Annotated in this window: 23 protein-coding genes; 16 read left to right on the top strand and 7 right to left on the bottom strand. The window is 40.6% G+C overall.

Features of this window, described 5'->3' with window-relative positions; translation table 11 throughout:
- The first annotated feature begins 297 nt into the window (after window positions 1-297).
- Complete coding sequence (locus ACY3LV_RS17350) at window positions 298-1,056, top strand: poly-gamma-glutamate hydrolase family protein (protein WP_148961721.1); 759 nt, start codon at window positions 298-300, stop codon at window positions 1,054-1,056.
- A gap of 26 nt (window positions 1,057-1,082) precedes the next feature.
- Here ACY3LV_RS17350 and ACY3LV_RS17345 read toward each other — a convergent pair whose 3' ends face one another.
- Window positions 1,083-1,535 (bottom strand): YndM family protein, encoded by a 453-nt coding sequence (locus ACY3LV_RS17345; RefSeq protein ID WP_148961720.1) that lies wholly within the window; start codon window positions 1,533-1,535, stop codon window positions 1,083-1,085.
- Between the two features lie 177 nt (window positions 1,536-1,712).
- Between ACY3LV_RS17345 and fosM the strand changes: the two genes are divergently transcribed.
- Window positions 1,713-2,135, top strand: coding sequence for a FosM family fosfomycin resistance protein (fosM, locus tag ACY3LV_RS17340; protein WP_464864227.1), 423 nt, complete (start codon window positions 1,713-1,715; stop codon window positions 2,133-2,135).
- Between the two features lie 83 nt (window positions 2,136-2,218).
- Window positions 2,219-2,641, top strand: a complete 423-nt coding sequence (locus ACY3LV_RS17335; RefSeq protein ID WP_464864226.1) for a hypothetical protein — start codon at window positions 2,219-2,221, stop codon at window positions 2,639-2,641.
- Between the two features lie 383 nt (window positions 2,642-3,024).
- Here ACY3LV_RS17335 and lexA read toward each other — a convergent pair whose 3' ends face one another.
- On the bottom strand, window positions 3,025-3,642 hold the full coding sequence (lexA, locus tag ACY3LV_RS17330) for a transcriptional repressor LexA (RefSeq protein WP_087991432.1): 618 nt from the start codon (window positions 3,640-3,642) through the stop codon (window positions 3,025-3,027).
- A gap of 149 nt (window positions 3,643-3,791) precedes the next feature.
- On the opposite strand from lexA, the gene yneA reads away from it, so the two are divergent.
- The 6 genes from yneA to ACY3LV_RS17300 all read left to right on the top strand — a co-directional run bounded on the left by yneA (window position 3,792) and on the right by ACY3LV_RS17300 (window position 8,152).
- Complete coding sequence (gene yneA, locus ACY3LV_RS17325; RefSeq protein ID WP_087991431.1) at window positions 3,792-4,109, top strand: cell division suppressor protein YneA; 318 nt, start codon at window positions 3,792-3,794, stop codon at window positions 4,107-4,109.
- Window positions 4,110-4,127: 18 nt separating this feature from the next.
- Window positions 4,128-4,781, top strand: coding sequence for a YneB family resolvase-like protein (locus ACY3LV_RS17320; RefSeq protein WP_464864225.1), 654 nt, complete (start codon window positions 4,128-4,130; stop codon window positions 4,779-4,781).
- A gap of 63 nt (window positions 4,782-4,844) precedes the next feature.
- Window positions 4,845-5,078 carry a DUF896 domain-containing protein gene (locus ACY3LV_RS17315; RefSeq protein ID WP_087991429.1) on the top strand — a complete coding sequence of 78 codons (234 nt, stop codon included), beginning with the start codon at window positions 4,845-4,847 and terminating at the stop codon, window positions 5,076-5,078.
- A 167-nt stretch (window positions 5,079-5,245) separates the two neighbouring features.
- On the top strand, window positions 5,246-7,249 hold the full coding sequence (gene tkt / locus ACY3LV_RS17310) for a transketolase (RefSeq protein ID WP_333560366.1): 2,004 nt from the start codon (window positions 5,246-5,248) through the stop codon (window positions 7,247-7,249).
- 152 nt (window positions 7,250-7,401) lie between these two features.
- Window positions 7,402-7,848 (top strand): sporulation inhibitor of replication protein SirA, encoded by a 447-nt coding sequence (gene sirA, locus ACY3LV_RS17305; RefSeq protein ID WP_333517459.1) that lies wholly within the window; start codon window positions 7,402-7,404, stop codon window positions 7,846-7,848.
- 85 nt (window positions 7,849-7,933) lie between these two features.
- Window positions 7,934-8,152, top strand: a complete 219-nt coding sequence (locus tag ACY3LV_RS17300) for a YneF family protein (protein ID WP_003221221.1) — start codon at window positions 7,934-7,936, stop codon at window positions 8,150-8,152.
- 73 nt (window positions 8,153-8,225) lie between these two features.
- On the opposite strand, the gene ynzD is transcribed toward ACY3LV_RS17300, so the two are convergent.
- On the bottom strand, window positions 8,226-8,399 hold the full coding sequence (ynzD, locus tag ACY3LV_RS17295) for an aspartyl-phosphate phosphatase YnzD (protein ID WP_024121579.1): 174 nt from the start codon (window positions 8,397-8,399) through the stop codon (window positions 8,226-8,228).
- A gap of 223 nt (window positions 8,400-8,622) precedes the next feature.
- Between ynzD and ccdA the strand changes: the two genes are divergently transcribed.
- From ccdA to ACY3LV_RS17280, 3 genes are all read left to right on the top strand, one after another.
- Window positions 8,623-9,330 (top strand): cytochrome c-type biogenesis protein CcdA, encoded by a 708-nt coding sequence (ccdA, locus tag ACY3LV_RS17290; RefSeq protein WP_148961714.1) that lies wholly within the window; start codon window positions 8,623-8,625, stop codon window positions 9,328-9,330.
- Window positions 9,331-9,417: 87 nt separating this feature from the next.
- Complete coding sequence (locus ACY3LV_RS17285; protein ID WP_464864224.1) at window positions 9,418-9,780, top strand: response regulator; 363 nt, start codon at window positions 9,418-9,420, stop codon at window positions 9,778-9,780.
- 66 nt (window positions 9,781-9,846) lie between these two features.
- The gene (locus tag ACY3LV_RS17280) at window positions 9,847-10,338 is read left to right on the top strand and encodes a CcdC family protein (protein WP_148961712.1); all 492 of its coding nucleotides are present in this window, start codon (window positions 9,847-9,849) and stop codon (window positions 10,336-10,338) included.
- Between the two features lie 30 nt (window positions 10,339-10,368).
- On the opposite strand, the gene ACY3LV_RS17275 is transcribed toward ACY3LV_RS17280, so the two are convergent.
- From ACY3LV_RS17275 to sspO, 4 genes are all read right to left on the bottom strand, one after another.
- A complete protein-coding gene (locus tag ACY3LV_RS17275; protein ID WP_087991423.1) occupies window positions 10,369-10,797 on the bottom strand; it encodes a DUF2621 domain-containing protein in 429 nt (142 codons plus the stop codon).
- 232 nt (window positions 10,798-11,029) lie between these two features.
- The gene (gene cotM / locus ACY3LV_RS17270) at window positions 11,030-11,422 is read right to left on the bottom strand and encodes an outer spore coat protein CotM (RefSeq protein ID WP_148961933.1); all 393 of its coding nucleotides are present in this window, start codon (window positions 11,420-11,422) and stop codon (window positions 11,030-11,032) included.
- Window positions 11,423-11,502: 80 nt separating this feature from the next.
- The gene (locus ACY3LV_RS17265; RefSeq protein ID WP_003221237.1) at window positions 11,503-11,649 is read right to left on the bottom strand and encodes a small acid-soluble spore protein P; all 147 of its coding nucleotides are present in this window, start codon (window positions 11,647-11,649) and stop codon (window positions 11,503-11,505) included.
- A 31-nt stretch (window positions 11,650-11,680) separates the two neighbouring features.
- Entirely contained in the window at window positions 11,681-11,827 is a 147-nt protein-coding gene (gene sspO, locus ACY3LV_RS17260) for an acid-soluble spore protein SspO (RefSeq protein ID WP_003244839.1), read from the bottom strand.
- 226 nt (window positions 11,828-12,053) lie between these two features.
- Between sspO and acnA the strand changes: the two genes are divergently transcribed.
- The 4 genes from acnA to ACY3LV_RS17240 all read left to right on the top strand — a co-directional run bounded on the left by acnA (window position 12,054) and on the right by ACY3LV_RS17240 (window position 15,782).
- Complete coding sequence (acnA, locus tag ACY3LV_RS17255) at window positions 12,054-14,783, top strand: aconitate hydratase AcnA (protein ID WP_333560363.1); 2,730 nt, start codon at window positions 12,054-12,056, stop codon at window positions 14,781-14,783.
- 71 nt (window positions 14,784-14,854) lie between these two features.
- Entirely contained in the window at window positions 14,855-15,367 is a 513-nt protein-coding gene (locus ACY3LV_RS17250) for a redoxin domain-containing protein (RefSeq protein ID WP_148961710.1), read from the top strand.
- A gap of 78 nt (window positions 15,368-15,445) precedes the next feature.
- Window positions 15,446-15,571 carry an FbpB family small basic protein gene (locus ACY3LV_RS17245; protein ID WP_003244964.1) on the top strand — a complete coding sequence of 42 codons (126 nt, stop codon included), beginning with the start codon at window positions 15,446-15,448 and terminating at the stop codon, window positions 15,569-15,571.
- A gap of 64 nt (window positions 15,572-15,635) precedes the next feature.
- On the top strand, window positions 15,636-15,782 hold the full coding sequence (locus ACY3LV_RS17240; protein WP_010328560.1) for an acid-soluble spore protein N: 147 nt from the start codon (window positions 15,636-15,638) through the stop codon (window positions 15,780-15,782).
- The last annotated feature ends 31 nt before the right edge of the window (window positions 15,783-15,813 follow it).

Below are 15,813 nucleotides of genomic sequence, written 5' to 3'. Positions count from 1 at the left end.
CCCCATAAAAAATCCCCTCCATAGTAGACAGATTAGTATGCTTTCTTTTTTCTGTCTACTATGAGGGGATCATATCAAAGAGCAGGTGCGTTTTTTTTTATGTTAGATATGGGAATTGGGATGAAGGCGGTGGTGCCAATACCTTTTCATAAATTCAAAAATGAGAAGAACAGCGCCCGGGCTAATGGTATATAATATTGTGAATTTAACAAAAATTTAACAAGGAGGACGAGAGAATTCGTGCTAAAGCCTCAAAGAAACCGACATCCTGTTGATTTGGACTTAGAGGCGGAGTAGATGAAACCGGCCAAAGTATCCCTGCTCCGCCGTTTGCTCCATTCCTTGAAGCATGTTGATTGTAACATAGCCAAACGTTTCCCATCAACTCTTAAAATTGTAAAATTATTGATTGTTTTTGTGATGTTCATTCCGATTTCTTCAATTTACGCGGAAGATGTCTATCAGAATTTTGAGGAATTAAAAAACAATGAAAAGCCTTCAGATTACCGTATTGTTACGAAAGAAACCGGCAGTCCTGTCCTTATTTTAGCCATTCACGGAGGAGGTATTGAAGGCGGGACAAGTGAAGTAGCGAGAGAGCTAAACAAAGAGTCTTCGATGTATTTATTTGAAGGCTTAAAATCGTCAGGAAACTCTGTGCTGCATATTACGAGTACGCATTTTGATGAGCCCCGGGCCTTGAGGATGACGGGAAGTCATGAATATGTCATTTCATTGCACGGGTATGCAGAAGAAGATCAGCAGATCGAAGTCGGCGGTACAGATCGCATAAGAGCGGCAGATTTAGTTGAAGAACTGCAAAATGCCGGTTTTCCTGCTGTCTTGCTCAGTACAGACCATCCGCATGCAGGCGTTAGTCCGAATAACATTGCAAATAAATCAAAAACAGGTTTGAGTATCCAGATAGAAATGAGCACAGGTTTTAGAAAATCTTTGTTTGGCGTATTTTCTTTAAAAAGCAGATCTGTTACTCAAAATGAGAGGTTTTATGATTTTACCGAAGTGATGTCCCGTTTTCTGAAAAGTAACTACTGAAAAATAGGAGGCCATAAGCCGGCCTCCTATTCCTCATGCTTCTCAATAGTAACGTCAGGAAGCAATTCGTCTGCGGCTTCTGTTTGATATTGAAGGGTGTTATCCCTGGTGGTCAGTTCATTTCGGAAGGTTTCATCCAGCACATTCTTCAGCAAATACCGATGAAAAAAGTATTCAAAAACAGTAAGACAGACAGCGGAAAGAAGAGCGGCTGCAAACGGTGAGAAATCATTTCTTGTTTGGGTTAAAGCAAAGACCCAAATCATAACGAATGAAAGTCCAAAGTCAGCCAATGAAGCTATAATATTGTTTGTTCTCGGAAGGACGAGCATGTCACCGGAAAGGTATGAGACAAAACCTAAGAAAAGTGCAATAAACATCACACTTAGAAAGGATGCGTAGTAGACCCTGTCCAATATTACATATAAAAGGGCGAGAGTGAAAGCAATCTTTGAAGAAAGTGCAATGAGATGTTTCATTTGATCACCTAAGTTGTTATTTTTAAGGAAAATCCTTTTCTTAATCGTTATCTTTGTTACAGTCATTATTTTAAACAATTCGATTTTGTTTACACTGGTATTTTTTTCTTGTTGCATGAAACCTTCTTGGTGCAAAAACGTACATATGGTTGATCAGCTTTAGAGGGGGAATTTATTGTGGAGATAAAAGGAATCAATCATTTGTTATTTTCTGTTTCCCATTTGGACACATCAATCGATTTTTATCACAAAGTGTTTGATGCCAAGCTGCTGGTAAAAGGAAGAACAACAGCATATTTTGATTTGAATGGCATCTGGCTTGCACTTAATGAAGAGCCTGACATTCCGAGAAATGACATTAAGGCATCATATACTCATATTGCTTTTACTATTGAAGATCGTGAGTTTGAGGAAATATCAGCAAAATTGAAAAGGCTTCATGTCCATATACTGCCTGGAAGAGAACGAAATGAACGCGATCGAAAGTCTATTTATTTTACCGACCCAGACGGCCATAAATTTGAATTTCATACCGGAACCCTTCAAGACAGGCTTCGTTATTATAAACAGGAAAAAACGCATATGAAATTTTATGATTGAAACGGCCTCGAGATATCACAAAGAACATATACATAAATATGAATAAAGGTTAAAGTATGGTAAACGAGGGGGTTTGGTTGAAAATGAAGATACTGGCTTTAACGGCAGTTTTGACGTGTTTTTTTGGCATTGGCAGTACCCATGCGTCAGCATTAGGGTTTGATCACAAAACAGACTTTATTTTAAATGACAGCACAAAGTCGTTTGTTCTGGAAAATATCAGTGATGTTCCGGCAATCGAATATTTTTTAGGCTATCAGTTTACGATCTTGGGAGCCAATAGTTGTTCAGTTGAGCTTAAACTTCAACGGATGGGGCTTACGGGGCAATATTCCACGCTGAGCACGAAACAATTCAGAGGCAGTTGGTTTGATTTTAGTGCTCAGGATAAGGTTTCAATTGATCCATTTCATCGATACCGTATCTTTGCAGAAGAACATTCGGAAAACTGCACAAGTGTTCGAGTAAAAGGGAGTTATGGTATTCAATATTTTCATTTTGATTGAAGCTCACGATGATAAAGGTGAGCTGTTTTTTACATAAAATAGAACTAACTAAACTATGTACTAAATTTTTACATAAATTAATTGCCGCGCTCTCTGCATAAATCTAAACCCGTATCATTCCACGACCTAGAAATGAAACATTTTTAAGCAGGTCACGTCTAATGTTTTAAACAGACAACATTTCGATAAAAGTTTCCTGAAGGAAAAAAAATTTCTTGACTTCAACAATTGTTTGATGGATAATTATGGTGTAAACATGATGTTCTTTTCCTCCTATTCAGGCTCGTACCTAAAATTCAGGGCGAGCCTGCTTTTTTTGATACAATAAACCCCCTCTCCATAAAGGAAGAGGGGGTTATTTCATCATCTGATAGTTCAATAGATTAATGGACGGTTCTGAACACGCCAATTACTTTCCCTAGAATGCTGACATTCTGTAAGATGATAGGTTCCATCGTTGGGTTTTCAGGCTGTAAGCGAATGTGAGTATCCTCTTTATAGAAACGTTTTACCGTAGCTTCATCATCTTCTGTCATCGCAACGACAATTTCCCCGTTGTTTGCTATGTTTTGCTGTTTAACGATGACATAATCCTTATCGAAAATACCAGCGTCAATCATACTGTCTCCCATAATTTCAAGCATAAACACATGCTCGTCCGGGGGAACCATACGGTCAGGAAGCGGAAAATATTCTTCAATATTTTCTATTGCTGTAATAGGAGATCCCGCCGTGACTTTCCCGATGACCGGTACATTAACGACCTGGCTTTGCGGAATGTCTACTTCTTCATCAAGAATTTCTATCGCTCTTGGTTTTGTCGGATCTCGTCTGATCAGCCCTTTTGTTTCCAAGCGGGCCAAGTGGCCGTGGACAGTTGAACTGGACGCAAGCCCGACAGCCTCTCCGATCTCTCTTACGGAAGGCGGATATCCTTTTGATTTAACCTCTGCTTTAATAAAACGGAGGATATCAAGTTGCCTTTTTGATAGCTTCGTCATTTTTCGCACCTCAAAACGTCGATTTTAAGAAGATTATAGCATGATTTTCCTTACAGTACAAACATAGGTTCGAAAAAACAATTGACAGAAACGTTTGTTCGTATATACTGAAATTATAAAAAAGCGAACAAACATTCCTGTTGGAGGTTATGATCATGGGTAAAGAATCTATTATTTTTGTCGGTCTGTTCACAGTGATTTTGAGCGCGGTAATCCTTTTGCTGTCATATACAAGCAGCGGCCAGGAGCTTAATCAGTATGTTAAAATAGAAGTCCAGCAAGGCGATACACTTTGGTCTATAGCCGGCCAGGTAGCAGATAAAAAGAAAATAAACAAAAGTGAATTTATTGAATGGGTGGCTGATAAAAATCATCTTCAGACGTCTGATATCCAGCCGGGAGATGAATTGGTGATTCCATTGAAAAAGAAGCATCAGGATGCATATGAATTGGCAACTGTAAGATAGAGAGGAAAGATAGAAAAAATGAAAGCACTCATTTATGCCCGCGTAAGCACAAATAAAGAACAGCAGGAGACGTCATTAAAGCGGCAGGAGGAGGAGCTTACGGCCATTGCGGCCGAGAACGGCATGGAAGTCGTCAAAGTGATTTCTGAGAAAGCTAGCGGATATGAAATGGATCGGGATGGTGTATTTGGGCTGCTTGATGAGATCAAGAATTCTGGAATTGATGTCATTTTGGTTCAGGATGAAACTAGGCTCGGACGTGGAAATGCAAAAATCGCACTGCTTCATTGCATCTATAGAGAAGGTGTGAAAGTCTATACAACGGCTCACAGAGGTGAACTGGAGTTATCGGAGGCTGACTCGATGGTGCTGGAGATCGTCAGCATTGTTGAAGAGTACCAGCGGAAAATTCACAACTTGAAAATCAAGCGGGGAATGAAACGTGCAGTAAAAAACGGTTTCAAACCGCAAAAAAACCTGAAAAACCAACATGAAAACAGCGGAAAAGAAAGAATAGACGTGCCCATCTCAGAGATCGTCCGCCTAAGAGCGAATAAACTGACGTTCGCAGAAATTGCGGCTACGCTGAGAGGGTTTGGGTATGATGTATCTAAAGCGACCGTCCACCGGCGGTTTCAGGAATACATAGAGAATGACGAGACAGCCGATTGAATCAGTTGTAAAACTCTTTTTGATCTAGTACTATATAGACAAAATGCCATAAAGGAGTTTAACATGATTTCAAACGAAAAAATTGCCAGAATTAATGAACTTGCTGCCAAAGCCAAAGCTGGCGTTATGACAGAAGAAGAAAAAGCAGAACAGCAAAAGCTCCGTCAAGAGTATTTAAAAGGTTTTCGCTCTTCTATGAAAAACACATTAAAAAGTGTGAAAATCATTGATCCGGAAGGCAATGATGTTACACCAGAAAAACTAAAAAAAGAAAAAAGAAATAATAAACTTCACTAATAGAAGAGGAATACGGCAATAACGTATTCCTCTTTTGCATATACTATAGCAACACTTTCATGGGACAAATTTCAACAAGTTTCTCTCAAATTTAAGCTGAAACAGTTGAGAAAAAGTCGTCAGACATTTATGATGTAAGGGTACAACACATAAGGAAGGGGATTTTTATGGATACAATTGAAAAGAAATCAGTTGCTACCATTCGCACACTGTCAATAGACGCTATTGAAAAAGCAAATTCTGGTCACCCAGGGATGCCAATGGGGGCAGCTCCAATGGCATACACGCTGTGGACAAAATTTATGAACGTAAGTCCGGCAAACCCTGGCTGGTTTAACCGTGACCGTTTTGTTTTATCTGCTGGACACGGATCAGCACTTTTATACAGCATGCTTCATTTAAGCGGGTTTGATCTTAGCATCGAAGATCTTAAGGGATTCCGCCAGTGGGGCAGCAAAACACCTGGACATCCGGAATTCGGACATACTGCCGGTGTTGATGCGACAACAGGACCGCTTGGCCAAGGAATTGCCATGGCTGTCGGAATGGCTATCGCTGAACGCCATTTAGCGGAAACTTACAACCGCGATTCATTTAACGTAGTTGATCATTATACATACAGTATTTGCGGTGATGGTGATTTAATGGAAGGCATCTCTTCTGAAGCCGCTTCACTAGCAGGCCATCTTCAGCTTGGCCGTCTGATCGTATTATACGATTCTAATGACATCTCTCTCGATGGAGATCTCGACCGTTCGTTCTCTGAAAACGCAAAACAGCGTTTTGAAGCAATGAATTGGGAAGTTCTTTATGTTGAAGATGGAAACAACATCGAAGAATTAACAGCGGCTATCGAAAAAGCACGCCAAAATGAAAAGAAACCTACATTAATTGAAGTGAAAACAACAATTGGATTTGGTTCGCCTAACCGTGCCGGCACATCGGGTGTTCACGGTGCGCCGCTTGGTAAAGAGGAAAGCAAATTAACAAAAGAAGCTTACGCGTGGACATATGAAGAAGATTTTTACGTTCCTTCAGAAGTTTATGAGCATTTCGCTAAAGCGGTTAAAGAATCAGGCGAGAAAAAGGAACAGGAATGGAATGCCCAATTCGCTAAATATAAAGAAGTTTATCCTGAACTCGCGGAACAGCTTGAGCTGGGAATCAAAGGAGAGCTTCCAAAGGACTGGGATCAAGAGGTTCCTGTTTATGAAAAAGGAAGCAGCCTGGCATCCCGTGCATCTTCCGGTGAAGTTCTCAACGGCCTTGCGAAAAAAATTCCTTTCTTTGTGGGAGGATCTGCTGACCTGGCGGGATCAAACAAAACGACAATTAAAAATGCCGGTGATTTTACAGCGGCTGATTACTCAGGCAAAAACTTCTGGTTCGGTGTTCGTGAATTTGCGATGGGCGCAGCCTTAAATGGTATGGCGCTTCATGGCGGACTTCGTGTATTCGGCGGGACTTTCTTTGTCTTCTCTGACTACCTGCGTCCGGCAATACGCCTTGCAGCATTAATGGGTCTTCCTGTCACATATGTCTTCACACATGACAGTATTGCGGTAGGTGAAGACGGTCCGACGCACGAGCCTGTTGAACAGCTTGCTTCACTACGTGCGATGCCTAATCTTTCCTTGATGCGTCCTGCAGACGGCAATGAGACAGCGGCAGCATGGAAGCTTGCAGTACAAAGCAATGAACAGCCAACAGCGCTTGTATTGACACGCCAAAACCTTCCTACGATCGACCAAACAGCTGAAGAAGCATTGGCAGGAGTAGAAAAAGGTGCATATGTCGTTTCTAAATCTAAAAACGAAACACCTGACGCTCTTCTCATCGCTTCAGGCTCCGAGGTGGGTCTTGCGATTGAAGCGCAGGCTGAATTGGCAAAAGATAATATCGATGTGTCTGTTGTCAGCATGCCTTCAATGGACCGTTTTGACAAACAATCAAATGAATACAAGAACGCCGTCCTTCCTGCAGAAGTGAAAAAACGTCTTGCGATTGAAATGGGCTCATCATTTGGCTGGGGAAAATACACGGGGCTTGAAGGAGATGTGCTCGGCATAGACCGATTCGGTGCATCCGCTCCTGGTGAAACCGTCATCAATGAATACGGCTTCTCAGTTCCAAACGTAGTGAACCGAGTCAAAGCATTACTCAATAAGTAAGTCTTTCAAAGAGGATGAGTCAAATCATCCTCTTTTTCTTGTTTATCCGACAAAAATAGTATTGGCTGTTTAACAGTAATAGACAATTCTTTCTTTTCTTCTTTTGTATAATAGAGTGCAAATGAAATGCTGCTGAAAAAGGGGATGAAAAGATGGAACGTCACTACTATACGTACCTGATAAAAGAGGAATTTGCCAATCACTATTTCGGGCGGGAATCGGTTATGTTTGAGCTGTTTCAAGACTATCATTGGACAAGCCTGACAAAGCAGCGGTATGAAATGACAGAGAAACAGATTCAATATATTACACAGCCAATCCCGATTTTACATATGCATCAGCGGTTAAAAATGAATTTACACAACACCGATTACAGGCAGCTGGATTATATTTATAGATTAGCTTTGCCGAAAGCAAAAGGCCACGCGACGTTTATGATGAAAGAGAACATGATAGAAATTGTGGCTTCGGGGAATTACGAGGCAGAAACGATTTTCTTTGAAGTGCTGAGAAAGGTAAGCCCTTGCTTTCTGGCTATGGATTTCAATTCGAAGCGTTACGGCTGGCTAAATCCGGTGAAAGAAAGAAATTTTGTCTAAAACCGAAGAAAAAGAGATGTAAATGTTGTATAATAGCTTTTGGTTTAGTACACTTTAAACTAGACAACATGAAGGAGGAAATAAAATGACTTTATGGGTTGGCATCCTAGTGGGCGTTGTTGCATTGCTCATAGGTGTTGCACTCGGGTTTTTTATTGCTCGTAAATATATGATGAGCTATCTTAAAAAGAATCCGCCTATTAATGAACAAATGTTACGCATGATGATGATGCAAATGGGAATGAAACCTTCTCAAAAGAAAATCAATCAAATGATGAAAGCCATGAATAATCAAACGAAATAATACGTAAAGATTATGATATAGAGAAACATGGTTATAAAATAAAAAACCCTTATAAGGGTTTTTTATTTTGCAATCATTCGTCACCCGCTACTGCTCGAAGGCGCTGCTTTTGATATTGTATGAGAAGATGGTCAAGCTCCTGACTGAGCTCTATCGTAATATGAGATGTCATTCCGTTCGCCATGACAATTTGCAGCAGCTCTGCTCTTTTTTTTTCGATTTCATTTAATAGATGCTCTCTAATCACAGGGATGTATCCTTTCATACATTAGATCTTCAAAGTGAATGTTTGTTTATATTATATCCATATTTATACTAATTTTCAAATGAGAAGGAGTACAATAACTCAATGTCAAATTAAATTATATAAGTTTTTTCTGAAAATAGAAATCCTCCAAGTGAAAGTGTTAAAAAAATGAAATGATTTTGTCATAACTTGAAGGATTGCCAAATTATGAAGGGATGATGACATGGGAGATGTGAATTATTTTTTGACCTTCGGAGCGGGATTTCTATCCTTTATTTCGCCTTGCTGCCTGCCGCTTTACCCAGCTTTCTTGTCATATATTACAGGGGTCAGCATGGATGATGTGAAAACAGAAAAGCTGCTGCTGCAGAAAAGAAGTTTGTTTCATACTTTGTGTTTTTTGCTTGGCTTTTCAGTCATTTTTATCGCTTTAGGTTATGGAACATCTTTTATTGGCAGCCTCTTTAGGGATTATCACGATGCGATTCGGCAAATTGGCGCGTTGCTTATTATTTTGTTTGGTTTTATTACACTTGGCGTGTTCCGGCCTGAGGCTATGATGAAAGAGCGGAGAATCCATTTTAAGCATAAACCAAGCGGGTTTTTAGGTTCCGTCTTAATCGGAATGGCATTTGCGGCGGGGTGGACGCCATGTACCGGTCCGATATTAGCAGCTGTTATCACACTCGCAAGCACAAATCCAGGCTCAGCGGTGCCGTACATGATGTTATATGTACTCGGTTTTGCTGTTCCGTTTCTTTTATTGTCTTTTTTTATCACAAAGCTAAAGTGGATAAGAAAGAACCAGCTTTTGATCATGAAAGCAGGCGGCGTCTTGATGATTGTGATTGGTGTGCTGTTATTCTTTAATTGGATGAGCCTGATTATTATTTTACTGTCGGATCTTTTTGGAGGATTTACTGGTTTTTAACGGCAAATTACTTTCGTACTACTACTAATCCTTTTGTTTTTGGTACAATAAGACTATTATCTGTGGAAATCGATTTTGGAGGGGAATATGACAAGAGTTTTAGTTGTAGACGACGCCAAGTTCATGAGAGTGAAACTCAGAGAGATCTTGGAAGAGGCAAATTGCATCATCGCAGGCGAAGCGGCGGACGGCGAGCAAGCAGCGGACCTGTATAAAACACTGCGGCCGGACATCGTGACAATGGATATTACAATGCCAGTGAAAAACGGCATTAAGGCGCTTCGTGATATCTTAACCTTCGATCCTAAAGCGAAGGTCATTATGTGTACCGCAATGCGGCACCAAAGAATTGTAACAGAAGCGATTGAATTGGGGGCAAAGGACTTTATTGTCAAACCGTTCGAGGAAACAAAAGTGCTAGAAGCTGTCAGCCGCGTTATGGGACATTAAAGTCATTGGTTTTTTTTATTGTTTTGGAGTATAGTATATAGTATCAACACTCCTAGAAACAAAGGAATGATAAATATGATGATTATAGTTTCATCGATTATTGCTGTGTTAATGGCTGTAGCTGTGATGGTGGTCAGAATAAAATCTTCTGATAAGCCCGTTTCACCGAAAAAAATCATCCTTCCGCCGATTTTTATGAGTACGGGAGCGTTAATGTTTTTATTTCCGGTATTTTGGGTAACTGGTGCAGAGTTTTTAGAAGCATTCACTTTAGGCGTGATTTTCTCTATTTTTCTAATCAAAACGTCTAAATTCGAAATTAAAAATAATGAAATTTACATGAAACGCTCTAAAGCATTTGTATTTATATTAGTCGGCCTTTTGGTGATCAGAATCGTGATGAAATCGATCTTGAGTACATCAATTGATTACGGCGCACTGAGCGGAATGTTTTGGATTCTGGCGTTCGGTATGATTGTGCCGTGGAGAATCGCCATGTACTTGTCATACCGAAAACTTCATAATGAGCTGCAGTCTGCTAATATTCAAATGAATTAAAAAACCTTTCCTCCTGTCAGGAAAGGTTTTTTATTTAAGAAGGGTTTGATATGGTTCGAGATCGATTTTTTTGTCTCTGAGATGTCTTTTTAAGAAGGTATGGTCTCTTTTAGGAGTTGCGAGAATATAGCCTCTGATCATAAGTTGCTGATCAATCTTTGATACCTTTTCTTTTAATGCAAGCTCACCGATTTTACCCGCGATTTTGGCTTTTGCTGCATCTCTGAACAGCTCCGGAACCGGAGATACCAATTCATTAAGGAATTGTTTGTTTTCATTGCTCCACAAATGCCTGCTCTTTTCGATATAGTAATCCTGCCAATCCAGCTCTGACCTGCCGTCTTCTTTTGGTAAACGCTTTAAAAACTTTCGAAACATAAAAAAACCGCCGATTGATAATAAGACAATCATCGTGATCACCCAAAACAGAATAAACCACAAAAACCAGCCTTCCAGCATCAATCATTCCCCCTTATTCTAACCATATTGTATACGAAGAGAGATTAGAAGAACACAGTAAAAAAAGAATAGAAAAAAAGTGATAGACGTCTAGTCAAAAGAGATAGTAGATCATAATCTATTGTATAGTGAATCTGCTATTTGGCCATGGGAGAGTCACTAGAGGGCATTTGACGATAAATGGACGGAAAAAAGTCACTTTCATAATAGGGGATGAAAGTGACTTTTCATTTTAGCTAAGAGGAAATTGAAGAGAAAAAGAAGAATCATTTTCTGTTTCTTTATTGACGGCAACTGTGAGTAGTTGGTTTTCGCATTCGGTTTTAATGATTTTGTCATTTAAATAAAAAGGAAGCATCATTTGTTTTTCAAAAGTCTGTCCTGACGATTTGACCGTTAAGATGAACTCGCATCCAGACAGGGTAACCGTTACTTGTGTCGGCTGTAAAAAAGTCAGATCCGCTTCAATAATATACTGCTGACTTGTTTCATATAAATCAATAGGCAATGTTTCATCGTACCAGGCGAAGGGATCTTCAAAGAATTGCCGAAGCCATTCATCCATACCATCGAAATCATTAGCGTCATTACGTTTAGAATGGGTCATGGAAGCATTCCTCCACATATCAACCTTGCTTGACATCATATGCGGCGGATCAGAAATGGGTGAACGCATAAAAAAACAGACACTGAGGTCTGCTTTTCTTACATATCATGGCTTGAATTGTGCTTTTGTCTTGTGTGGTTCCGGTTTTTCACTTTTTTGCTTCCGCTGAGAGGCTCCGGCTGGCCCGGATTGTGTCCTTTAGGGGCGTTTTTATGCATATCTTTACTAGTATTTTTATTGGTCATAAAATGAGAACCTCCTTAAAAGAGTTCGATGTTATTGATTGGTTTTTCTTTTTTTATTATTTTGGCGTTCCGCTTCAGTCAGTACAAGCTGGTCGTTTTCGATATAGCCTGCGCCTTTGCCTTGGCTTTTTGCGTCATTCATGCCGTTAATCACGTGATTCGCTTTTCGTTTGACCATCATTATCACCTCCATCATAATATGGCTTCTTTTGTTTCGTTCTATGAGAGATCATAAACAGCAATAATTACCGGTACGTTTGTCTGATAAGCCGAACTTATTGTATTTAATAAAAACATTGATATTTACTTATGTATGATTTTGTTTTAATATGAAATTGTGAGAAAATTGTGATGGGATTTACGTTCATCTGAGAATGATCTGATCTGAAGGGGGATTTTGGAGAATGGCAAACGAGCAAAAAACTGCAGCAAAAGACGTTTTCCAAGCGAGAAAAACGTTTACTACAAATGGGAAAACCTATCATTACTACTCTTTAAAAGCATTGGAAGATGCAGGGGTCGGGAAGGTTTCGAAGCTTCCTTATTCCATCAAAGTTCTTTTAGAATCAGTATTGCGTCAAGTTGACGGATTCGTGATCAAACAAGAGCATGTGGAAAATTTGGCAAAATGGGGAACTGCCGAATTAAAGGAAATCGATGTTCCGTTCAAACCATCTCGTGTTATTTTACAAGACTTCACAGGGGTTCCGGCAGTAGTAGACCTAGCTTCACTGCGTAAAGCTATGGCAGCTGTCGGCGGAGATCCTGATAAAATTAATCCTGAAATTCCTGTTGATCTCGTTATCGACCACTCTGTTCAGGTTGATAAAGCAGGCACAGAAGATGCGTTAGCTATTAATATGGACTTGGAATTCGAAAGAAATGCAGAGCGCTATAAATTTTTGAGCTGGGCAAAGAAAGCGTTTAATAACTATCAGGCAGTGCCGCCTGCAACAGGTATCGTGCACCAGGTAAACCTTGAGTTCCTGGCAAGTGTCGTCCATGCCATTGAAGAAGACGGCGAGCTTGTCACGTATCCTGATACGCTTGTCGGAACAGATTCACATACAACAATGATTAACGGAATCGGTGTTCTCGGATGGGGTGTCGGCGGAATTGAAGCTGAAGCAGGAATGCTTGGACAGCCTTCTTATTTCCCTGTTCCTGAGGTGATCGGCGCGAAACTTGTCGGCAAGCTTCCGAACGGAACAACCGCTACTGACTTGGCGTTAAAAGTGACTCAGGTACTGCGTGAAAAAGGCGTTGTGGGCAAGTTTGTTGAATTCTTCGGACCGGGTATTGCTGAATTGCCGCTTGCGGACCGTGCAACAATTGCGAACATGGCTCCGGAGTACGGCGCTACATGCGGATTCTTCCCAGTAGATGAAGAAGCGCTCAACTACATGCGTCTGACAGGCCGTGATCCTGAACATATTGATGTTGTCGAAGCATACTGCAGAAGCAATGGCTTGTTCTACACTCCTGATGTTGAAGACCCTCAATTTACTGATGTGGTTGAAATTGACTTGACTCAAATTGAAGCAAACTTATCAGGCCCAAAACGCCCTCAGGATTTAATCCCGCTTTCTGCTATGCAGGAAACGTTCAAAAAACATTTAGTCAGCCCTGCGGGTAACCAAGGATTCGGTTTAAATGATGAAGAAGAAGATAAAGAAATTCATTTTAAACTCCTTAATGGCGAAGAAACAGTGATGAAAACGGGTGCGATAGCCATTGCTGCGATTACAAGCTGTACGAATACATCGAACCCGTACGTTCTGATCGGTGCCGGACTCGTAGCGAAAAAAGCGGTTGAATTAGGACTTGAGGTGCCTAATTACGTGAAAACGTCACTTGCACCGGGTTCTAAAGTCGTTACAGGATATCTTGTGAATTCAGGCCTTCTTCCATACATGAAAGAGCTTGGTTTTAACCTCGTTGGGTACGGATGTACAACATGTATCGGAAACTCAGGACCGCTTTCACCAGAAATCGAAGAAGCGGTTGCGAAAAATGATCTGCTGATTACATCTGTCCTTTCCGGAAACCGTAACTTTGAAGGACGTATTCACCCGCTTGTTAAAGGCAACTATCTTGCTTCACCGCCGCTTGTTGTGGCATACGCGCTGGCTGGAACGGTGAACATTAACCTGAAAACCGATCCGATCGGTGTAGGAAAAGATGGTCAAAACGTTTACTTTAACGATATTTGGCCGTCAATGGATGAAATTAATTCACTTGTTAAGCAAACTGTTACGCCTGAGCTCTTCCGCAAAGAGTATGAAACGGTATTTGACGACAACAAGCGCTGGAACGAAATTGAAACGACAGATGAAGCGTTATATAAATGGGATAATGAGTCAACCTACATTCAGAATCCGCCATTCTTCGAAGAAATGTCTGTTGAACCAGGCAAGGTTGAACCATTAAAAGGTCTTCGTGTTGTCGGTAAGTTTGGCGATTCAGTCACAACCGACCATATTTCTCCTGCAGGGGCAATCGGAAAAGACACGCCTGCCGGAAAGTACTTGCAAGAGAAAGGGGTTTCTCCTCGTGACTTTAACTCCTACGGCTCCCGCCGCGGAAACCATGAAGTCATGATGAGAGGAACATTTGCCAACATCCGCATCAAAAACCAAATCGCGCCGGGTACAGAAGGCGGATTTACAACGTACTGGCCGACTGGTGAAGTAACATCAATCTATGATGCGTGCATGAAATATAAAGAAGATAAAACCGGCCTTGTTGTATTAGCTGGAAAAGACTACGGTATGGGATCTTCACGTGACTGGGCTGCAAAAGGAACAAACCTTCTCGGCATCAGAACGGTCATTGCTGAGAGCTTTGAGAGAATTCACAGAAGCAACCTTGTATTTATGGGTGTGCTGCCGCTTCAATTTAAACAAGGTGAAAACGCAGAAACACTCGGCTTAACCGGTAAAGAAGTGATCGAGGTAGATGTTGATGAAAGCGTACGCCCTCGTGATATCGTTACAGTAAGAGCAATTGATGAAGACGGAAATGTAAAAACATTTGAAGCACTTGTCCGCTTTGATAGTGAAGTTGAAATTGATTACTATCGCCATGGCGGCATCCTGCAAATGGTGCTTCGCGATAAAATGAAGCAGTCCTGATGAATCAATAGGAAGAGAAGGCATTTCGCTTTCTCTTCTTTTTATGACAAAGTGTGCTGCGGAGGTGGCATATGATGAAAAAATGGCTCGCAGGGATCCTGCTTATTATGCTTGCCAGCTATATGGGATGGAATTTGTATCAAACATACAGCAAAAAAGAAGTGGGAATAGAAGAGGGACAGCAAGCTCCAGAATTCACTTTGAAAACGCTATCGGGAGAGAAAAGTTCCTTACAAGACACAAAAGGCAAAAAAGTCCTCCTCAATTTTTGGGCAACTTGGTGTAAACCGTGCCGGCAGGAAATGCCAGCGATGGAACAGCTGCAAAAAGAATACGCAGACGAACTTGCGGTTGTTGCTGTTAATTTCACTTCAGCTGAGAAAAGTGTGAAACAGGTTCAGGCGTTTGCTGATACGTATGAATTAACGTTTCCTATCCTGATTGATAAAAAAGGGATTAATGCTGACTATAACGTGATGTCATATCCAACGACGTATATCTTAGATGAAAAAGGCGTTATTCAAGAAATACATATCGGCACCATGACAAAAAAAGAAATGGAACAAAAACTGGATCTTGATTAGATTCAGTTTTTTTATGTTCTGAATGCTTACAAATTTTCAGAATTGGAAAAAATAAATGAATATGCGGAGGTGAGAAGAGTGAAGAAGATGAGAAAACGTTCTTTTCATGAGCTCGTCATGGAAAATAAAAAAGAGCTGATGACCAATACAGAGTATTTAAATCAGCTTGAGGAAAAGCTTGAACAGCGATTTAAGCAAAAATAACCTTAAATTTGTATTCATGTTTACCCCTCCTTTTGAGAATCCTATCTATTGAGGAGGGATAGACATGGGAAACAACAAGAAAAACGGTCAGCCTCAATTTGCTCCAAGCCACTTGGGTACGAAGCCTGTAAAATATAGAGCCAATAAAGGGGAAAAAATGCAGGATAAGTCCGGACAGCAGCCGATCATCATGCAGACAAAAGGTGAGTAACGCAAAATTGAGTATATTTCTAGGAGGTCCA

Source organism: Bacillus sp. 11C (genome assembly GCF_055486375.1).
The sequence above is the reverse complement of the archived record's forward strand: the minus strand, read 5'-3'. Positions and strand labels throughout refer to the sequence as shown.